We start from the raw sequence: 20,604 nt of genomic DNA on the forward strand, positions 1-20,604 counted from the left end.
TGAAAAGTCAGTTGTTGGCGGTCAGTTGTTTTTAGCCGTTACGACTGACCATTGACCGCTAACAAGCGTCTCGACTCAGAAATTTTACTGCGCCATCCGGGTCGGTTCGTTTGACCAAGCTGGGGAAGGAGCAGCGGGACGGGGAATCCGGACTTGTGGTTGAGGCACTTCGTGAACCACGCCAGTCTGGGTACTGACTTGAACACAACTCGGTGTAAACAGAAAGATACTTTCGCCGATCCGCTCTTGGTGCCCATCGATCGCATAAGTGCCACCAGCCACAAAGTCTACAGCTCGTTGCGCCTGATCTGGGTCCATAATTGTCAGGTTTAACACGACTGACTTCCGCTCGCGCAAAGCTTGAATCGCTTGGGGCATTTCTTCAAAAGAACGTGGCTCCATCACAATCACTTCCGAAATTCCATTCACCGAACCGGGCATCCCAATTACATTATTCATTGTTGTCCCCATTTCTATTTCTCTTGCAACAGGTGTGTTTGTCCGCGCCCGACGGCTCTGGCGACGTTCTTCTTCTGCTGTCGTCGGTTGAGGATGCTGTTCTTGATAGAGATTTTGGTACTCTTCTCCCTCGGCTTCTTCGTACTCGTCATACTCGTATTGAGCTGGCTCATTGAGACCCACGAAATCTCGTAGCTTAGAAAAAATATTATTCACAGTTCACGCTCCATCACGATTTAAGGTTAGACTTTGGGGCTGGGATCGCAGGGCACCCTTGAGGCAGCAGTCCTAGTTTAAGGAAACGACAATAATAATCATATAGTCGTGCTGGCAATATAATATCCGATGCCTCTTCATTACCCCACTCATCTGTTCGGAATAGATGTTGACATTTGTAAGCATAGTGGGGCTTTTCAGGATGCCCGTTCTCCAAAAAGAATTCGCCCCAAACGTATCATTGTTGCCCCAGATTGCACTGCTAGCGGGTAATCACCTGACATTCCCATTGATAGCTGCTGCATTTGAATATTTGACCAGTTTTGCTGTCTGATTTCATCGGCTAGTTTGCGAGTTCTATCGAAAACTGACAGGATTTCAGAAGCCTTGAGATCGAAAGGCGGGATTGTCATCAAACCTTGAATTTGCAGATTGTAGCACTCATTCAGGGCTGGTAAATCGGCAAGCAGTTGAGGAACTGCCCACCCATACTTGTTGGGATCTTGCAGTAGTTTCACTTGCAGGCAGATGAAGGGCGATCGCGACAGCTCAAGTGCCAGTTCGTTTAATCGTTGGGCTAATTTTAAACTATCTATCGAGTGAATCCACTGAAATTGTTCTAGGGCTTTTCGAGCTTTATTACTTTGAAGGTGTCCAATCAGGTGCCAGGTGATGTCTGGTAAATCTTGCAGTTGCGCTTGTTTAAGTTCAGCTTCAGAGATGCGACTTTCGCCGAAATCCCTTACTCCCGCTGCATAAGCTTCGCGCATGGCTTCAGGGGAAACCTGTTTCGTAACGGCGATGAGGCGGACAGATTCCGGTAGTTGCTGGCGAATTTCAGAAAGGCGTTGGGCGATCGCTCCAGTCATTTGACTTCACTTGAAAATAAACAGGGAAGCAAAAATTAAAAATGCTTGCATTAAAAAGGATTTTTTAATTTTTAATTGCTTGCCCCTATTGAAATGTTCGCTTATGAATAGCCTGAAGTTGGGTGTACTCCTCCATTTGACCGTTGCGACGGAGCATCCGCAAACGGTTTTCCACCATGAGGCGACCATCGCTGCGGGTAATCGGTTCAAACGTGATGCCGGTAGGACTGGTATTCACCAAAAAGAAGAGACGCTGGGCATAAAGGGTCGTAAATAGTTCCTGGCTGTCCTCAAGCAGACACACTCTGTAAAGTAAGCCAAATGTAGGGTGATTTAAATAGGTTTCGCTGCTCATTAACATCCACGCGAAGAATGCCCATCCCTAAGGGAGAGATTGGGAAAAGTCGAAGAGTTTAAGCGGCAGTACGACTCGCGCCAGCCGCTCTCTGTTGAAACCCAAGATGTTTCACTCTAGTTCAAACTATGCAGATGATAGCTTGTATTCGGGCACCTCAGAGAGAATGTTTGGGAATTGGCGACACTTTTCAGGGTGAGCAAACGAGGATGGCGGTGGCTACCGAATAATCGCCATCATGGCTGATGCTTAGCTGCCACTGACAATCTTCCCACCCTGCTGTCTGGGCGGCGGCTGAATGGTGAAGAAATACTTGCGGCGCACCTGTAGGTAAACGTCGAATCTCAATATCGGTGTAGCTGACTCCCCGCCATCCAGTTCCCAGTGCTTTAGCAACGGCTTCTTTTGCCGCCCAGCGCCCTGCTAGCTGGTTGATAGAGAGGCGACTGATATCGTCCTGAGTGTAGCCGCAATCTTGTTGTTCATCAAAAGTATAGACGCGCTGCAAGAAGCGATCGCCAAAGCGTTCAACAGCGGCTTTAATTCGAGGCATATAAACAATATCCGTTCCCAGCCGAATCATTCTGTTGCTAGTTACTAATAGAAGAGTGGCTCTTCAAAACCCTGTCTGGTAGCCATTCGCCAATGGTATTTGACTGATGACCCAGAACTAATCACTAATAACATTAAAACTTCCCAGGGCTGCTAGCAGAGCTTGAGCTTTGTGTAGAGACTCATGCCATTCTCGTTCTGGATCGCTATCGGCAACGATTCCCGCCCCGACTTGCCCGTAAACCATCGCTGCATCGGCACGCTTGGGATAGAGGAGAGTACGGATCAAGATATTTAAATCTAGGTGCCCGCGCCAATCGAGAAAGCCACAGGAACCGTAGAACAAATTGCGACGCACGGGTTCGAGTTCTTCAATGATTTCCATGCAGCGGACTTTCGGACACCCAGTGATAGTACCGCCAGGGAAGAAGGCGCGAATTAGGTCAACAGCGTCGTAGTTTGGGCGAATTTTACCGATAACGTTGCTTACGAGGTGCATGACATGGCTGTAGCGCTCAATTGTAAAAAGTTCGTTGACTTCTACAGAACCCCACTCGCACACTCGCCCCAAGTCGTTTCGCTCTAAATCGACCAGCATAATGTGTTCGGCTCTTTCTTTGGCATTGGCAATCAAGTCTTGCGCCAGATGCTCGTCGAGGGCGGGTGTGGTGCCGCGCGATCGCGTTCCCGCAATCGGTCGCGTTTGCGCTTGTCGATCGTGCATCTGAACCAATCGTTCTGGAGAACAGCTGATGAGTGCCCCCCACGGAGTCTGCCAATAGCTAGCAAAGGGAGAAGGATTAATTTGGTGTAACGCTTGATAAATTGCCCAAGGACTGGCGGTTACGCGGCTTTCAAAGCGTAGGGAAAGATTTGCCTGAAAGATATCTCCGGCTTGGATATACTTTTTCGCTTGCCGCACCGCATCTTCGTAATCAGTTTGGGGCGTCCAAAAATGGAAATGGGGGGATTTTGGATTTTGGATTGAAGATGCTGGCTCCTCTGCTATCCCGCACTGCGTTCGGCTTTCCAGCAGGCTTTGCAGGGAATCGAGTTCGGCTTCATCGCTAGCGGCTAGCCATAGGGTTTGTTCCCAGTGATCGAGGACAGCAAAGGATGCTGGTTCATACCAATAAGCAACCGGGAATGGTAGGGGATCAGAATTTAAATTGGGTAGCTGCTCGATCTCCCAAGCGAGGTCATAACCCAGCCATCCCAGCCAGCCGCCAGTGAAAGGCAGCTCTGACGGCTGTAGAGATTCATCCCTGAAGGCAGAACGTTGCCGCAAGCGGCGTAGGAAGGGGAGGATCTCGCCAACGGGTGGAGTCCACACTGCCTGCACGCCATCTATAAAGCGCGGCGCACCGGCACAAATCGAATATCTGGCGATCGCGTTCTTGGCTTCAGTTGAGTGTTGAAGGAGCGGATTGTAGGGACTTTCGAGTAGGGTAGCAATTTTACCAGCGTCCAGAAACAGGGCGGCGAATACTTCTGAGCCAGTTCGATGTTGTAAAGGAAGCGATCGCCAAAACCAAGGTTTCATATGAATTTTTAATTCTTAACTCTCCCATCCCCACATCAGCCGTGCCCCCCAAAGTACGACTAAACTCACCAGTCCCGCCCAGTCGCTCTTCTTGAGACGCAACTGGTGCCACTGGACGCGATGGCTGTTGGGAGTGGTAAAGCCGCGAACCTTCATGGCGCTAGCAATTTGCTCGGCTCGTAAGAGGAGATTTTCTAACAATCGTTCGGCGACCATCAACCAAAGTTGCAGACTTTTGCGGATACCCAGTTTTTTCCAGTTAATTGCCCGTGTCCGCACGGAACGAACTAAATTTTGCACTTCTTCTAAAACCAGGGGAATAAAGCGCAGCGATAAAGTCAAAGTTAGAGCAATTTCTGTCACGGGAAATTTGAATGCTCGCAGCGGTCGCATCAAACTCTCGATCCCCGCAGTAATCTCCTCTGGAGCTGTGGTCAGCAAAAACAGGTTGGTGCTGTAAATTAAGGTAAATAGTAAGGTACTCACGTTAATCGCTAGCGCCAAGGACTTGCGAGTAATTTTGACTGGCCCTTGGTGGAACAGCACGTAACGGTAGTTTGAAGGGTTTTGAGAGGAGACTGGTTTTGTCGCCTCTGGTTTTTGAGTTGCAGCGGATTTGACAACTCCTGGTTTGGGAGTAGCAGTCTGAATAAAAGATATTTCATCGGCTGGGAGGCGTCGCTGAGAGTCCGCTCCTAGCCCATCGGGAGCAATCATGCTCAGGATGAACACAAAAAAGCACAGCATTAACAGCCAACCCATTTGTTGCTTCCATACGCGCAATGGAATCGCCGCCGTCACAGTAATGGCAACTAGCAGCACCGCCAGAGCGATACGCCAGATGGGATTTGCCAGGACTGGAGCGATGAGAAAGCTCATCAACCAAGCTATTTTCACCCTGGGGTCGAGGTGATGTAGCCAAGTGATTGGTTGTTCGAGGTACAGCCCCAGCGGCAGCGATCGCAGTAAATCCATAGAAAATTAAAAATTAAACATTAAAAATTAAAAATGCAAAAATTCATTTTACATTTTTAATTTTTAATCGATTAAACGCGAGTAGCTCGGTTACTACGACTGCCCGCTTCCACCTCGCGGACTTTTTTCCCTCTCCAGAATAAGCGTACTGGGGTTCCAGTAAAACCCAACTGTTTTCGGAATTGACCTTCGATGTAGCGGCGATAGTTGTCATTGAAGCGTTTGGGATCGTTGACAAATAGCGCGATCGCTGGAGGTTGGCTGCTCACTTGGGTGCCGTAATAAATCTTGCCCTGACGCCCTTGGCGGGTCGTGGGCGGGGAAACCCAAGAAATCGCTTCTTGTAGCACTTCATTAATTACAGCAGTCGTGACGCGGCGTTTGTGTTGTTCGGCGGCTGTATTCACTAAATCTAGAATTTTTTCCACCCGCTGACCTGTTTGAGCGCTGACAAAAATTGTTTCTGCCCAATCGATAAAGTTCAACCGTCCTTTAAAGTTGCGTTCAAACTCGTAGATGGTGTAGGAATCCTTTTCAACTGCATCCCACTTATTGATGACGATGACACAAGCGCGACCTTCTTCATCAATCCGCCCAGCCAGTTTTTGGTCTTGTTCGGTGATGCCATCCACCGCGTCAATGACTAATAAAACTACGTCGGCGCGACGAATTGCTTTAAACGCACGATTAATCCCAAAAAATTCCGGGCCGTATTCAACGTTTTTCTTTTTGCGAATCCCGGCGGTATCGATCAATCGGTAGGTTTTACCGTTGCGTTCTACTACCATATCGATGGCATCGCGGGTCGTGCCAGAGATGGGGCTAACGATAGAACGATTTTCGCCGACAAAAGCGTTCAACAAGCTGGATTTCCCGACATTGGGACGTCCGACAATGGCGACTTTAATTTCTTCAGTTTCTGGGATTTCTCCTGCTGGCACGATATAGGTAATCAGGGCATCGAGTAATTCGCCGGTGCCACTCCCATGAATGCCAGAGACAGGGAAGGGTTCGCCCAATCCCAGTTCCCAAAACTCCATTGCTTGGGTGAGACCTTGTTCGGAGGATTCGCATTTATTCACCGCTAGCAGGACGGGCACGGGTTGTTGACGCAACCAGTCGGCGATCGTTTCATCCGCTGCTGTTAAACCACTCTGACCATCGACGACAAAGATTGCTGCACTCGCTTCTGAGAGTGCCAACATTGCCTGTTCCCGAATCAGGGGTAAAAACTCGGTGTCATCATTAAACACCAAGCCGCCGGTATCAACGATGACGAACTCCCGGTCTTCCCAGAAGGCGGAACGATAGGTGCGATCGCGCGTGACTCCAGGTTCATCATGCACAATGGCGTCTTGTACACCTGCCAATCGATTGACAAGAGTAGATTTGCCCACATTCGGGCGACCGATAATAGCGACAACAGGCAGGGACATAACCAGATATGCTCATCCGAGTGGATGATGACAGCTCCAAATTTATATTGTATCCATCCTGGATAGACGTGATGTTTTCTGCGGTGACTATCCATGACACATCAGCCAACGTTCGGAAAAGTTTTCGTGGCGATCGCTTTGGGTGCAGTGACGACTTTGACTGGGTGCAGTTCGCTCGAATCCTCTGCCAACCCTGTAAAAGAGGAGGATTTAACCTTAGCCTTTACATCAACTACGGCATCCCAGCCAGCCCAGCCACTCAACACGCTTACAGGGCATTCTAAGTATGTGCAGGCGATCGCCATCAGTACCGATGGGCAGATTCTTGCCAGTGGCGGTGAAGATGGCACTATCAAGTTGTGGAATTTACCCAAAGGTATCCGCATCCGTACCCTAGCAGGACATATCAAACCCATTCATGCCGTTGCCATTAGTCCGGATAAAAAACTTGTTGCCAGTGGCAGTTATGACGGCACCATCAAGATATGGCAACTCAGTAACGGGTCACTCATCCACACCCTTAACGGGGATTCCACCTCAGTTTTATCCATTGCCATCAGTCCCGATGGAAAAACTTTAGCCAGCAGTGGTTTAGACAAGACGATCAAGCTTTGGCAGCTGAGCAACGGGGAACTCATCCGCACCCTGACGGGGAATTTAGATGCGGTGAATTGCGTTACCTTTAGCCCGGATGGGCAAACATTAGCCAGTGGTAGTGCCGATCGCTCGATCAACTTATGGAATCCGCGCACGGGCATCCGCATTCGTACCCTAGAAGGGCATTCTGATTGGGTAAATTCCGTCGCCTTCAGTCCCGATGGAAAACTCCTGGCGAGTGGCAGTAATGACGGCACCATCAAGCTGTGGAATCCTCGTAACGGGGAAGCGATCGCCACTTTGAAGGGAAATGCCAATTTAATTAATTCTGTTGCTTTTAGCCCCAAGGGGCAAGCGATCGCCAGCGGCAGTTTGGACAATGCAATCAAACTGTGGAATCCTCGCACCGGCGAACTTAAAAGCACTCTGGCAGGAGATGACAGTAAAGTAAATTCCTTCGCTTTCAGTCCCGATGGGCAAACTTTAGCGACTGGTAGCCATGATGGCAGCATTAAGATTTGGCAGGTGCCTGCTCAAGAGTGAATAGGAAAGTTTTTCTGATTAACAATTTTCAAGTGGATATGATGCCAGCTTTTCAACTTTCCTCTGCCATTGTCCGTTGCGGTGCAAATTTAAAAACGCGATCGCCCTGAGTAACAATTGGGATAATTTACTCCTTTCGCCACCCAGCAACTACACTGTAGATTTTGAGGGTCAGACGTAAATACCTGCAACAGAGGTTAGCCATGTACGTATTGATTGGTGGAGCAGGACTGGTCGGGCTGGACTTAGCCCAACAATTAGTAGAATTAGGACACACGGTTGCCATCATCGATACCGATCCCACCGCCTGCCGGTATGCTCGCGAACAAGTCGGAGCGATGGCTTTTGAAGGCAGTGCCGTCAGTACGCAAGTGCTAATGGAAGCAGGAATTCGCAAGGCAGATGCCCTTGTTGCCGCCCTCCGCAATGATGCGTTAAATCTGGCAATGGTGACACTTGCCAAGCACTATGGCGTCTCCCATATCGTGACTCGGATGCGCCAAAGTGATTTTGCCGAACCTTATCGGATTGCCGGAGCGCATCATGTTATCAGTACGGTTGACCTAGCCGTGACCACGATGGTAAATGCGATCGAATATCCCCAAGTAGAATCAATGATGCACTTTGAGCAGGGTCAGGTAGAAGTCTTCAAACTCAAAGTGCCACCGGAGTCTGACATTGCGGGTCGTACCGTGGCACAAGTCGCTCAGGATTCTCGGTTTCCCAGCGGTTCTTTAATTATTGGCTATCAATCCCATCCCCAAACCGATCTCGTCATTCCGAATGGAAAGACAGTGCTAGAGGCGGGAGCAACTGTGCTAGTCGTCACGAAATCGGAAAAGTTACATCAAGTGATTGATTTCTTAGGGTTGTGTTCTAGTCATCTTCCAAACTTAGAAGTTGCTCGTTAATGGTTTTGATGCGTTCTTGCACCACTTCTTCTGAGAGAATTCGTCTGCGGAGGGCGTCATTGAGTACCTGCTTTTCTGCCAAGAGTAATTGCCGACGAATCGTGTCTAATTTTAGGCGATCGCTACTTTCATCAGCAGAGTCTTCGGGACGCTGATTATATATCTCCCGCAACGTTCTTTCAGAAGCTGCTACCCGCACCTGATAAGCTGCTCGCATCTCTTCGTAGATTGATTTTGGTAAAACTCCCGATTTCAGGAGACTCTCCAATTCATCCTGCGCTGCTTTGGAAGTCATCAATTGAGCTTGCAATTCTTCGATCTGCTGCCGTGATTCGGAATGGCGATCGAGCTTTAACCGTCGTACAAACCCCGGTAAACTTACTCCCTGTCCCACCAACGACAGCAGCACAATTCCTAAGACAATGACAACCAGCTTATCTCGCCCTGGTAAATTAGCCGGTAAACTTAACGCCAAGGCGGTTGAAAGTGAGCCTTTAATATTGCCCATAAAGAGAACGTGCCGCCATTTCACAGGAATGGGTTTGTCAAAAAAACGCACTAAGTCTAAGAGTGGATAAACGGTGAGTGCCCTCCCGACTTGGTAGGCAATTAGTGCGAGAAGAACGGCTGGTAGCGTCTGCCAAAGGGTGACAAGATTAATCTCTAAGCCAATGAGTAAGAAAATAAAGGTATTGACACCAAACCCGGCGAATTCCCAGAAGCTGAACAAAGTAACTTGAGTAGAAGCAGAGGTACTGCGAGAAACCCCCAAGTTGCCGACAATTAGCCCTGCCACTACAACGGCAACCACACCCGATACGTGGAAAAATTCGCCCAGTTGAAAGGCTCCCAGCGCTACGGCAATCGTGAGTAGAATCACGCTGAGAGGATCGTCTGCTTGGCTAAATAAACCAATACTGAGATAGCCCAAGGCTAAGCCAACTAAGATTCCGCCGACAATCACGAACAAAAATGCTTGTACGACATCAAGGGGCGTTAATGATCCGGTTGAATTTGCAGTCAAGATCAGGCTAAATAAAACCAGCGCCACATCATCGTTGACTAAGCTTTCACCTTCTACGAGCGTGACCAGTCGGTAGGGAACAGATACTTCCTTGAAAACCGCAATCACTAAGGCGGTGTCTGTAATTGACAAAATAACCCCAACTAGCAAGGCGGGAACCCAATCTAAGCCGAGTTCTAGTTTCAGCAAGACTGAGGTGATGGCAGCGCAGAAGGGAAATCCCACTCCTGCTAATAAGGCAATGGGTTTAAACGTGCTGCGTAGACGACTGATGTCGGTATTAATTGCCGATTCAAACAGTAGAATCGGCAAAAAAAGATTAAAAATCAGGGAGGAATCGAGACGGATGCGACCTGGCAAAAGCTCTGTAATCGCTAACCCTGCCAATACTAACCCTGTAATGTAGGGAATCCGAAATCGTCGAGATAGTAAGGCAACCCCCGTGGCAACCAACAACAAGACGATCAGAAAAATTACTAATTCAGCAACATTTCCCTGATTCTCGCTGCCTGTGACCGTCGGGACTGCCATGAGCGATCGCTCGCTTAGCCACTGCATAGCGCGTACTCACAAGTGATGAACGATACACCAAGGGTCAGGTTCTACAAAACTGCCCTTAGTATCTTAAAGGATGAGCTACGATGCTTTTGTTCTGAGTTAACAGCCGTTACCTTTAAAGGTACGGCTTTCGCGGGCTTTGGCTGCGGTTGACGCTTCCAGAGATTTTCGTCTGCGATCGCAGGCTTGGTTGGTTTAGCCCCTGGCGGAAGCTTGTGGGCTTATATGACAGGTTTGGTAATCCGATGAAAAAACTCTTAGTTACAGGTGCCAGTGGTTTTTTAGGGTGGCATCTTTGCCAGCTAGCAAAACAAGAATGGGAGGTTTATGGAACTTATTTTTCCCATTCTCTAGAGATTCCTGGCGTAAATTTGCTGAAAGTTGAGTTAAAGGATTTTCAGGAACTCAAGCATTTGTTCCAAGAAATTAAGCCTGATGGAGTGATTCATACCGCCGCGCGATCGCAACCTAATTTTTGCCAACAATATCTTGATGAATCCTACCCGATTAATGTCACTGCATCTTGTAATATTGCTGGACTTTGTGCGGATGCTTCGATTCCTTGCGTTTTCACTTCAACTGACTTAGTTTTCGATGACTTAAACCCTCCCTATCGGGAAACCGATCCCGTGTCTCCTGTCAATGTTTATGGGGAACAAAAAGTGATGGCGGAGCAAGGGATGTTAGAACGTTATCCGATGACTGCTGTTTGCCGAATGCCTTTAATGTTTGGGATGGCAACGCCTACCGCCACAAGTTTTATGCAGCCATTTATCCAAATGCTGAGAGAGGGGAAAGAATTAAGTTTATTTATCGATGAATTCCGAACACCAGTCAGCGGAACAACGGCAGCAAAAGGGCTTTTATTGGCATTGGAGAAAGTAAACGGACGCCTTCATTTAGGCGGGAAAGAGCGGATATCGCGCTATGAGTTTGGACGTTTATTAGTGGAAGTTTTGCAACTTCCTGAAGCGGGGCTTAAATCTTGCCGACAAGAAGATGTGAAAATGGCTGCACCAAGACCAGCAGATGTTTCTTTAGATAGTTCAAAGGCTTTTGAATTAGGATACTCGCCTTTATCTGTACGGGAAGAGTTAGCGGCATTGCGGGAGAAGGTTTGAGATTAATTGTTTAAACAGTTGTCATTTGGAACCTCACCCCCAGCCCCTCTCCGCAGGCGGAGAGGGGTGCCGGAGGCAGAGAGGGATAAGTTCAAGGTGGCTTATGAAATGTACATAATGAGCATTAAAGATATTCACTAACGAGCTTGATATGCTTGCCAAAAATACAGCCCATTTGTGACCAAAAACAGTGGCATTACTACCGAGAAAAAATCTACGCTCAATTCAGCAGAATGTCCCAAACTTACCTGGATAATCTGCCATTCTATAAATGCAAGTATCCACATAACTTCTGCCTTATTCCAGTCTAATAAGTTAACGGCTAGCTGATATTGTTTAGCGACATTTTGCTCTGTAATTCCCCAAATATAATTAAAGGTATGGGGAAACTGACGCAGCACTGTAAACACTACATAAACTAAAATAGATAAGCTGGGGAAAAGCCAGATTAATTGTTTGCTACCCGTAGCATTTGGTTTGCCTCCCATCTTAAAATGGATAGGAATACTGTTGGGTAGATTTGGCCAAGATTGTAGGGTAATTACAACGATGCAGAAAAGCCCTGCAACTGCGGCTATTTCTAACATCCAACTAATAGGCGATCGCACTATTGTCAAAATCGGTCGTTGATTTGATGGGTTCCTAGTCATAGGGTTAATTGCTAGGCGAGAACGGCATATATTTAATACACAGTTTATCTCTAAAGTCAATCGCCATAATTAGAGAGAAGTTAGTAAAGCCATCAATCTTAACATTGGCAGATAGAGGGTTGATGGGCTACAACAAATGGAAAGCATAGCCAACCTGTGACAGATGATATTTGAATTTACAGCAGCAAAGATTGCAGAAATTGCCTTTGGCGGAATGATAGAAGGTGGCGCTGGTAAGTTGACGGAAATCGCCATTGAAAAGTTAAATCTGCTACGCCAGAAGATTTGGAATCAATTATGGGGTAATCCGGAGGCAGAAAGAGCCATTAAAGCCGTTGAGCAAGGCTCGAAGTCCGAATTAGTGCAGGTTACTGAATATTTGCAGGCTTGCATGGATAAAGAGCCAACCTTTGCCCAAGAGATTCAAGCACTTGCCAGGGAAATTAATGACAGCAACCTGGAAGACAACAGCAGCATGAATCAGAGTAACTACGACAGCAGTAAAGGCTATCAAGTCAAAGCTGATACAGTTGGGCATATTGGTGACGTTATCCATAACCCCTGACTGCTGGTAGTCAACCAGGGAACCAACCCTCAACCAGTTCAAAACTCACCTAACCTCGATGAAAGTCCTCCTAGCTTGGATTATTGGCAAGGGCGCACGGAGGAAAGGCAGAAAATCGGGGAATGGATGGCGGATGGAAATATCCGGCTGATTGGCATTACGGGTTTGGGTGGCTTTGGTAAATCTACCCTGGCTGCGAAAATCTATGACGACGATAGCGCTGAGTTTGATAAAAAATTCTGGGTAGATGTCAATCGCCGGGTGACTTTTACCGAGTTTGCGCGGCGAGTCTTGCTGCGGTTGGGATTTTCCGCGTCCACTGTGGATGCAATTTCAGAATTGTCACTGGTGAATGCGTTGGTGAACCATCTGCGGGAGGGGCGGCATTTACTTGTCATAGACAACCTGGAAAGTCTGCTGCAACACGATGGGCAGTGGTTGGATGCTATCTACGAGGAGTTTTTTCATGGTTGGTTGGGATGTGGCGGTAAGAGTGTCATTCTGGTGACGACGCGGGAACGCCCGGATTTTCCAGCAATCAAGTTGAAATGGCTTCCTTTGCCGGGATTGTCACCAGCAGAGGGGGCTAATTTGTTGAGGGCTGCGGGGGTTCTGGGAACTGAGACAGAGTTGCAAGATTTTGCGAAAAAGGCACAAGGACATCCCCTGCTGCTGACGCTGGTTGCAGGTTTTTTGAAGGCAGAGGAGGAATCAGATCCGCAGATTAGCTACTTACAGAGGTATGGTTTGGCTGACGTAGCCCAGTTAGTGACTGACGAGAAGCTAAAAGGGTTGCACCGGGGCAAAACAACCGATAGCTGGATGCGCCTAGTGTTAGATGCCAGCTTTAACCGACTCAGTGACAAGTTGCAACGACTGCTACTAAATTTGAGTGTTTATCGGATTGCTTTCAATGCGGCGATGGCAGTTGCCCAATTACCAGGGGAAGAGGTATTGGAACGGGATTTAAGGCAGTTGGCTAGACGTTCTTTGTTGCAGGAGGAAAGGGATAAGAATAGGGAGCGATGGTTTCAGTTTCACCCGTTCATTTTGGCATATATCAAGCAAAGAGCGAGCGATCTAACCGAGGCGCACCAAAAAGCGATCGCATACTACAAAGAAAATGCCAAATCAGAACCCTGGCAGACAATAAGTGATGTAGCAGAATACCTAGAAGTTTTCTATCACTGCTATCAGTTAGGAGAGTATGACGACGCCTTCAACACTATTCGCCTGTGTGAAGATTTTCTAGCTTTACGGGGTTACAACACTGTCCGAGTTGAACTGTACAGGCCGTTAGTTGAAGCATGGCAGCAAAATAACTCCGAGAGTTGGGAATTCGTAGCTTCTCTAACTAGCTTGGGCAATGCTTACAATTCCCTGGGACAATACCGACTCGCCATTGATTACTATCAGCAGTCTCTGGCAATATTCCGGGAGATTGGCGATCGCCAGAGGGAAGCGGCTTCTCTCGGTAATTTGGGCATTGCTTACGATTCTCTAGGACAATACCAACTGGCAATTGATTACCGTCAGCAGTCTCTGGCAATATTCCGGGAGATTGGCAATCGCCAGGGGGAAGCAAATTCTCTCTTAAGCTTTGGCATTGCTTACGATTCTCTAGGACAATACCAACTGGCAATTGATTACCGTCAGCAGTCTCTGGCAATATTCCGGGAGATTGGCGATCGCCAGGGGGAAGCAAATTCTCTCAAGAGTTTGGGCAATGTTTACGGTTCTCTAGGACAATACCAACTAGCAGTTGATTACCATCAGCAGTCTTTGGCAATATTTCGGGAGATTGGCAATCGCCAGGGGGAAGCGAATTCTCTCAATAGTTTGGGTAATGTTTACGGTTCTCTAGGACAATACCAACTGGTAATTGATTACCGTCAGCAGTCTCTGGGAATATTCCGGGAGATTGGCGATCGCCAGGGGGAAGCAAATTCTCTCAACAGTTTGGGCATTGCTTACCATTTTCTAGGAAAATACTCACTGGCAATTAATTACCATCAACAGTCACTGGCAATAGAACGGGAGATTGGCGATCGCCAGGAAGCAAATTCTCTCAGGAGTTTGGGCATTGCTTACCATTTTCTAGAAAAATACCCACTGGCAATTGATTACTATCAGCAGTCCCTTGCAATATTCCGGGAGATTCGCAATCGCCAGGGGGAAGCAAATTCTCTCAACAGTTTGGGCATTGCTTACCATTTTCTAGAAAAATACCCACTGGCAATTGATTACCATCAGCAGTCCCTTACAATATTCCGGGAGATTGGCAATCGCCAGGAGGAAGCAAATTCTCTCAATAGTTTGGGCGATGCTTACGATTCTCTAGGAAAATACCCACTGGCAATTGATTACCATCAGCAGTCCCTTACAATATTCCGGGAGATTAGCAATCGCAAGGGGGAAGCGAACTCTTTATTTAATTTAGGATATGCCTTGGCAAAGCTAGGTCGAAAATCAGAAGCCATTCATGCTTATCAAAATGCCCGCGATCTATATCAAGCAATGGGACTGGATGTAAATGTCCAAAATGTTGAGAATGCAATTCAAAATCTTTTCAGAAAGACTAACGTTTGGGTCAGTTTTCCAAAAGCTATAGTCGGCTTTTTATTGCGATGGGTTTACCGCCTATGGCGATTGCTACACACCTTCTTCAGGCAGCGATGAGTCAAGGACGATACCCTTTTTGCGTCCTCTACACCTATGTCGTTCAAAAAAAATGCGATCGCCTCTCTCTTCCTTCCTTGTCCTAACGGCTATCGCCTTCGCTACACTAGCGCATCTTTGTGGTTCAAATTATTAAATGCGATCGCTACCCTACCACCAATTCACCCAATCGCTTTAAGATACTCAGAACACTATACAACTCATTCCCCCGTCGATAGAGGGTAAATTCATCCGATAAGGCGTACTGGGGCGTGTCTTGCTTGGTGAGTTTTATAAATCTGAAATGACTGCCATTGCTGATAAATCCAAATGTTGGTTTATCAGAATGAGGATTAGCTAAGATATAAGCGAGTATTTGAGGTATCGCTATATCCAAAGAAAATAGCGGTCTTTTAGACTCTATAACCACCACCCATAGTTCACTTTGTAAAACCAAAATATCAATTTTTCCCTGCACTATAACTCCGTCTTCATCTTTATCTGAAATCGTTACAGATTTTTCCGTTTCAATTTCATAAGGTGGACGATAAAAACCAGCTAATTTTAGCAATGGAGAAAGTACCACCATTTTTACTAAATCTTCTAGCATCGGACGGCGTTCAATCAAATGCTGATATTCCTCTTTAACTTCGTCTAAAAATTGCTGTTCCTGAGAGGTAATTTGAGGTAAACTATCTACCCATTCAGTAAAAAAATTCTTATTTTTAGAAGGTAACAAACCAAATTTATGTTCTAAGTCTCGCAGGGTAATATCTTTAGCTTGAATTGTTTGAACCATAGGGGTATTAGTTATTAGTGTTAATTTATGAATTAATTGTAACCATTAATACCCAATAAAAAAAATAGGGTTTTCTCGTTACTAGCCGAGAAAACCCTACTTGATGTCAGCGCAAATGGACTACTGTGAGATGCCAGCGGTTCAGATCCCCGACTTCATAAGAGAAGCCCTAGGATCTCGCCTTCACGAATCATTGAAGACTGCTATAAGCTTCCATCGGGAGACAAGCGCAGACAAAGTTGCGATCGCCAAAAGCATTATCGATGCGTCCGACAGTAGGCCAAAACTTGTGTTCTCTTGTCCACGGCGCAGGATAAGCAGCTTGTTCGCGGGAATAGGAATGATTCCACTCGGAAGTCATTAAAGCTTCTGCGGTGTGGGGTGCGTTCTTCAAGACATTATCTTGAGCGTCCATCTTACCCGATTCAATTTCGGCAATTTCTTGACGAATTGAGATCATGGCATCGCAGAAACGATCCAGTTCTTCCTTCGATTCGCTTTCTGTGGGTTCTACCATTACCGTACCCGCAACAGGCCAAGATACAGTCGGGGCGTGGAAACCATAGTCCATTAAGCGCTTGGCGATGTCATCCACTTCGATACCCGCAGACTTTTTAAGCGATCGCAAATCTAAAATACACTCGTGCGCCACCAAACCATTCTGCCCTTTGTACAAAACAGGATAGAAAGCTTCTAAGCGACGGGCGATGTAGTTTGCATTGAGGATCGCGACTTTTGTCGCTTCTGTTAAGCCTGCCGACCCCATCATGGCGATGTACATCCAAGAAATGGGGAGGATGCTGGCGCTACCCCAGGGTGCGGCTGCAACGGCACCGATGCCTTGTTCGCCGCCAGTTGGGACAACCGAGTGCCCCGGTAAAAATGGCACGAGATGCGGCATTACCCCAATTGGCCCCATTCCAGGCCCACCGCCGCCGTGAGGGATACAGAAGGTTTTGTGCAAGTTTAAGTGACAAACATCTGCCCCGAAGTCTCCGGGACGGCACAAGCCGACTTGGGCGTTCATATTCGCCCCGTCCATGTAAACTTGTCCGCCGTTGGCGTGGACAATATTGCAGATTTCTTTAATCGGTTCTTCAAAGACGCCGTGAGTGGAGGGATATGTCACCATCAAGGCGGCGAGTTCATTGCGATGCTTCTCAGCTTTCGCTTTGAGATCGTCTACATCAATATTGCCTCGATCGTCGCAAGCGATCGCGACTACTTTCATCCCACACATGACCGCACTGGCAGGATTTGTCCCGTGGGCAGATTGGGGAATCAGACAGACATTCCGATGTTCTTCCCCGCGACTTTCGTGATACTGACGAATTACCAGCAGTCCCGCATATTCGCCTTGAGATCCGGCATTGGGTTGCAGAGAAATGCCCGCAAAGCCAGTGATTTCAGCTAACCACGCCTCAAGCTGCTGGAACAGAATTTGATAACCCCGCGTTTGCGAATGAGGGGCAAAAGGATGAATTTTGCCAAATTCCGCCCACGTTACCGGAATCATTTCCGCCGTCGCATTCAGCTTCATCGTGCATGAACCTAAGGGAATCATCGATGTTGTCAGCGACAAGTCTTTCGCCTCTAGACGGTGCAAGTAGCGCAACAACTCGGTTTCTGAGTGATAGCGGTTAAAGACGGGATGAGTTAAATAGCTGCTTTTACGGGCAAAAGGTTCCCCTTGTATGGACGGGGTTACGCCTTTCCCCAACTCTTCCACCGTAAAGGGCAACTCATGTGTCCCGGCAAAAATTTCAAATAAGTCTTGCAAGTCCTGTACGGTCGTGGTTTCGTCCAAGCTGATTCCGACAGTATTTGCATCCAGAATCCGCAAGTTAATCTGACGAGCTTGGGCATCTGCGAGAATGTCTTCGAGAGTGCGATCGCGTAATTCAACCCGCAACGTATCAAAAAATTGCTCTGCACCGATGCCGTACCCCAGCCGCTTCAATCCTGACGCCAGAATTCCCGTTAGCTGATGAATATTCTGGGCAATTTTTTTCAGTCCCGCTGACCCGTGGTAAACGGCATACATACTTGCCATCACCGCCAGGAGAACTTGCGCGGTACAAATATTACTGGTCGCTTTATCACGCCGGATATGCTGTTCGCGGGTTTGCAAAGCTAAACGCAGCGCTGGCTTGCCGTTAGCATCCTTGGAGACTCCGACGATCCGCCCGGGCACCTGCCGCTTATACTCTTCCTTGGTGGCAAAGTAGGCTGCATGAGGTCCCCCGTATCCGAGGGGGATTCCAAACCGCTGAGTGCTTCCTACCGCAATATCTGCGCCAAATTCTCCCGGTGGTGTCAGCAAAGTTAGGCTTAAGGGATCTGCTGCCACGGTGACTAAAGCACCCGCTGCATGAGCTTTTTCTACAAAACTCCGATAATCGTATATCGTGCCATCCGTGGCAGGATATTGCAGGATTGCCCCAAAAATTGCTTGCTCAAAATCAAAGTTCTGATGAGTGCCGACAATAACCTTAATGCCCAGCGGTCTCGCCCGTGTTTGCAATACTTCGATCGTTTGGGGATGGCAGGCGCTGGAGACAAAAAAGGCGTTTGCCTTGGTTTTACAGAGGCTATAACTCATCGTCATCGCTTCTGCGGCTGCGGTTGCTTCATCAAGCAAGGAAGCATTGGCAATTTCCAGACCTGTCAAGTCAATAATCATTGTCTGGAAATTCAGCAACGCCTCTAGTCGCCCTTGGGCAATTTCTGGCTGATAAGGGGTGTAGGCGGTGTACCAGCCGGGGTTTTCTAAAATATTCCGTTGAATGACTGGCGGGGTAATGCAGCCGGAATAACCCATGCCAATCAATGAGCGAAACACCTGATTTTTGGAAGCGATCGCTTTCAATCGACTCAGCGCTGCGTACTCACTCTGGGCTGGGGGAAGCTGGAGCGAATCTGTTTTCGGAGTTGCTCCATTCAGAGAACGCGATCGCCGGATTGCCTGCGGAATCGTTTGGTCGATTAGGGCATCTAGGGTCGATATCCCCAATACCTCAAGCATTTGCTGGACTTCGTCCGGGGTAGGGCCGATATGCCTCTGTACAAAAGAAATCGGCTCTCCCATTTCTTCTAGCAGATGCTGACGGCTAGACTCGGTATGAGGGATAGAAATTACCACAGGTTGCTCTCCAGACGCGACTATTTCATATTTTGCAATAATTTTTCGGGGTCAGGCGCTGTAGAAACACCGATTTGCCGCGTCTCGAAGTTACTGCAATTTTAGATTTTAGATTTTGGAAGGAATTAGTTATAGGAATGACGCAGAGATCCCCCTAAATCCCCCAATAAAAAGCGGGACTTTTCTGGCTCCCCCTTGAAAAGGGCGGTTAGGGGGGGATCTAGGGTTCAAGCTTTCAGTGCGTAAGTCCCGATTTACTCTCCTTCCACCTGGGAGCGATACTCATCCGCCGATAAAGCCTCATCCAGCTCATCCGGGTCGTTAATCCGAACTTTTAAAAACCATCCTTCGCCGTAAGGATCTTCCGCCACGTGTTCCGGAGCTTCCAAGATAGCAGTATTGCGTTCTATAACAGTCCCGCTGATCGGGGCATACATATCTTCAACGGCTTTCACCGATTCAATTGTCCCAAAACTCTCTCCCTTGGAGAGGGCGTCGCCGATTTCTGGCAAATCCAGAAATACAATATCGCCCAGCTGATCGATTGCAAAGGCGCTGATGCCAATTGTGGCAATCTCACCCTCCAGTCGCACATACTCGTGAGAATCCAAATATTTTAGGTCTTCAGGATATTCCAGAGCCATTGCACTTCCTTCCTCAAATACGCGCTCAAATAGCTTTAACCAGCCATTAAGTTTACAGCTTCAAACCGTAATATCAGAAACATTATGGATAAGAAAAAGCTTAAACGCCTGGTTTTCGGTGAATTTTCTCTTAAAAGACTTATGCGCTCTGCCATCTTCATCTACGCTTTTCTTTGCTTCTACGCCTATTTCTTTTCCGATAGGATGATTTTTGTGCCCCAGCCGTCCAGCTATCGGGACAGTAGCGAGATTCTCAAGCTAACCACAACGGATGGCGTGCAAATCTCGGCAGCTTATCTGCCTAATCCCAATGCCACTTACACAATTTTATATAGTCACGGTAACGCCGAAGACTTATTTGATGTCTTGTCGGTGCGTCAAGGTTTGCGGGACATGGGCTTTGAGGTCTTCGCCTACGATTATCGTGGCTATGGAACCAGTCAGGGAACGCCTACCGAGCGCAATTCTTATCGGGATATCGACGCTGCTTATACTTATCTGACTCAGCAACTGGGTGTGCCACCGAATCGAATTATTGCCTACGGGCGTTCGGTGGGAAGTGGGCCTGCGGTGGATTTGGCTTCTCGTCAACCGCTTGCGGGTTTAATTGTGGAAAGTGCGTTTATTACGGCGTTTCGAGTGCTGACGCGCATCCCGATTGTGCCGTTTGATCGGTTCCGCAATCTCGACAAGATTAAAAAGGTGCGTTGCCCAGTCTTGGTCATGCACGGGAGGCGGGATGAAGTGATTCCCTTTTGGCACGGGGAGCAACTTTTTGCGGCTGCTAACGAACCGAAGCGCTTTTTGTGGGTGGATGAAGCCGGTCACAATGACTTTGGCTGGGTTGCAGCACAGAAATCTGAGAAAGCTGTGCGGGAGTTTGCCCAGTTGGTAGAGCAGTCTCAGCGCAATTTGCCCAGAGGCTGAAGCTTGGGGATAGGCACACTCCCCGCAGGCTTGACTGGAAACGCGATCGCTTGACGCTTG

18 protein-coding genes are annotated in these 20,604 nt (G+C 47.8%); 6 read left to right on the top strand and 12 right to left on the bottom strand.

Annotated features, from left to right (window positions below; all coding sequences use genetic code 11):
• Window positions 1-84: 84 nt before the first annotated feature.
• From H6F52_RS13815 to der, 7 genes are all read right to left on the bottom strand, one after another.
• On the bottom strand, window positions 85-675 hold the full coding sequence (locus tag H6F52_RS13815) for a cell division protein SepF (RefSeq protein ID WP_190535537.1): 591 nt from the start codon (window positions 673-675) through the stop codon (window positions 85-87).
• A gap of 197 nt (window positions 676-872) precedes the next feature.
• The gene (locus H6F52_RS13820) at window positions 873-1,544 is read right to left on the bottom strand and encodes a YggS family pyridoxal phosphate-dependent enzyme (RefSeq protein WP_190535538.1); all 672 of its coding nucleotides are present in this window, start codon (window positions 1,542-1,544) and stop codon (window positions 873-875) included.
• 85 nt (window positions 1,545-1,629) lie between these two features.
• Entirely contained in the window at window positions 1,630-1,899 is a 270-nt protein-coding gene (gene pipX, locus H6F52_RS13825; RefSeq protein ID WP_190410751.1) for a transcriptional coactivator PipX, read from the bottom strand.
• A 190-nt stretch (window positions 1,900-2,089) separates the two neighbouring features.
• Window positions 2,090-2,482 carry a holo-ACP synthase gene (gene acpS, locus H6F52_RS13830; protein WP_190432734.1) on the bottom strand — a complete coding sequence of 131 codons (393 nt, stop codon included), beginning with the start codon at window positions 2,480-2,482 and terminating at the stop codon, window positions 2,090-2,092.
• Between the two features lie 87 nt (window positions 2,483-2,569).
• Window positions 2,570-3,994 carry an anthranilate synthase component I gene (locus H6F52_RS13835; protein ID WP_190535541.1) on the bottom strand — a complete coding sequence of 475 codons (1,425 nt, stop codon included), beginning with the start codon at window positions 3,992-3,994 and terminating at the stop codon, window positions 2,570-2,572.
• A 15-nt stretch (window positions 3,995-4,009) separates the two neighbouring features.
• The gene (locus H6F52_RS13840) at window positions 4,010-4,969 is read right to left on the bottom strand and encodes a CbiQ family ECF transporter T component (protein WP_190535544.1); all 960 of its coding nucleotides are present in this window, start codon (window positions 4,967-4,969) and stop codon (window positions 4,010-4,012) included.
• Window positions 4,970-5,040: 71 nt separating this feature from the next.
• The gene (der, locus tag H6F52_RS13845; RefSeq protein ID WP_190410755.1) at window positions 5,041-6,405 is read right to left on the bottom strand and encodes a ribosome biogenesis GTPase Der; all 1,365 of its coding nucleotides are present in this window, start codon (window positions 6,403-6,405) and stop codon (window positions 5,041-5,043) included.
• A 93-nt stretch (window positions 6,406-6,498) separates the two neighbouring features.
• Between der and H6F52_RS13850 the strand changes: the two genes are divergently transcribed.
• Window positions 6,499-7,545 carry a WD40 repeat domain-containing protein gene (locus tag H6F52_RS13850; protein WP_190535546.1) on the top strand — a complete coding sequence of 349 codons (1,047 nt, stop codon included), beginning with the start codon at window positions 6,499-6,501 and terminating at the stop codon, window positions 7,543-7,545.
• Window positions 7,546-7,748: 203 nt separating this feature from the next.
• Complete coding sequence (locus H6F52_RS13855) at window positions 7,749-8,456, top strand: TrkA family potassium uptake protein (RefSeq protein WP_190535549.1); 708 nt, start codon at window positions 7,749-7,751, stop codon at window positions 8,454-8,456.
• On the opposite strand, the gene H6F52_RS13860 is transcribed toward H6F52_RS13855, so the two are convergent.
• On the bottom strand, window positions 8,422-10,011 hold the full coding sequence (locus tag H6F52_RS13860; protein WP_347276214.1) for a cation:proton antiporter: 1,590 nt from the start codon (window positions 10,009-10,011) through the stop codon (window positions 8,422-8,424). The genes H6F52_RS13855 and H6F52_RS13860 overlap by 35 nt on opposite strands.
• A 272-nt stretch (window positions 10,012-10,283) precedes the next feature.
• On the opposite strand from H6F52_RS13860, the gene H6F52_RS13865 reads away from it, so the two are divergent.
• Window positions 10,284-11,159, top strand: coding sequence for an NAD(P)-dependent oxidoreductase (locus tag H6F52_RS13865; RefSeq protein ID WP_190535557.1), 876 nt, complete (start codon window positions 10,284-10,286; stop codon window positions 11,157-11,159).
• A 137-nt stretch (window positions 11,160-11,296) separates the two neighbouring features.
• Here H6F52_RS13865 and H6F52_RS13870 read toward each other — a convergent pair whose 3' ends face one another.
• Window positions 11,297-11,809, bottom strand: a complete 513-nt coding sequence (locus tag H6F52_RS13870) for a DUF1648 domain-containing protein (RefSeq protein WP_190535559.1) — start codon at window positions 11,807-11,809, stop codon at window positions 11,297-11,299.
• Between the two features lie 163 nt (window positions 11,810-11,972).
• Here H6F52_RS13870 and H6F52_RS13875 point away from each other — a divergent pair, with 163 nt between their 5' ends.
• Together H6F52_RS13875 and H6F52_RS13880 are read left to right on the top strand one after the other, a co-directional pair.
• On the top strand, window positions 11,973-12,374 hold the full coding sequence (locus H6F52_RS13875; protein WP_199300552.1) for a hypothetical protein: 402 nt from the start codon (window positions 11,973-11,975) through the stop codon (window positions 12,372-12,374).
• A gap of 75 nt (window positions 12,375-12,449) precedes the next feature.
• Window positions 12,450-15,053 carry a tetratricopeptide repeat protein gene (locus tag H6F52_RS13880; protein ID WP_190535562.1) on the top strand — a complete coding sequence of 868 codons (2,604 nt, stop codon included), beginning with the start codon at window positions 12,450-12,452 and terminating at the stop codon, window positions 15,051-15,053.
• A 145-nt stretch (window positions 15,054-15,198) separates the two neighbouring features.
• Here the strand turns inward: H6F52_RS13880 and H6F52_RS13885 are convergent, their stop codons facing one another.
• From H6F52_RS13885 to gcvH, 3 genes are all read right to left on the bottom strand, one after another.
• Window positions 15,199-15,831 (bottom strand): type I restriction enzyme HsdR N-terminal domain-containing protein, encoded by a 633-nt coding sequence (locus H6F52_RS13885; RefSeq protein ID WP_190535565.1) that lies wholly within the window; start codon window positions 15,829-15,831, stop codon window positions 15,199-15,201.
• A gap of 190 nt (window positions 15,832-16,021) precedes the next feature.
• Entirely contained in the window at window positions 16,022-18,973 is a 2,952-nt protein-coding gene (gene gcvP / locus H6F52_RS13890) for an aminomethyl-transferring glycine dehydrogenase (protein WP_190535568.1), read from the bottom strand.
• Window positions 18,974-19,227: 254 nt separating this feature from the next.
• Window positions 19,228-19,617 carry a glycine cleavage system protein GcvH gene (gcvH, locus tag H6F52_RS13895; protein WP_190535571.1) on the bottom strand — a complete coding sequence of 130 codons (390 nt, stop codon included), beginning with the start codon at window positions 19,615-19,617 and terminating at the stop codon, window positions 19,228-19,230.
• Between the two features lie 84 nt (window positions 19,618-19,701).
• Between gcvH and H6F52_RS13900 the strand changes: the two genes are divergently transcribed.
• Complete coding sequence (locus H6F52_RS13900; RefSeq protein WP_190535574.1) at window positions 19,702-20,544, top strand: alpha/beta hydrolase; 843 nt, start codon at window positions 19,702-19,704, stop codon at window positions 20,542-20,544.
• The last annotated feature ends 60 nt before the right edge of the window (window positions 20,545-20,604 follow it).

Origin of the sequence: Coleofasciculus sp. FACHB-542, assembly GCF_014695825.1 — a bacterium.
Lineage (GTDB): Bacteria > Cyanobacteriota > Cyanobacteriia > Cyanobacteriales > FACHB-T130 > FACHB-T130.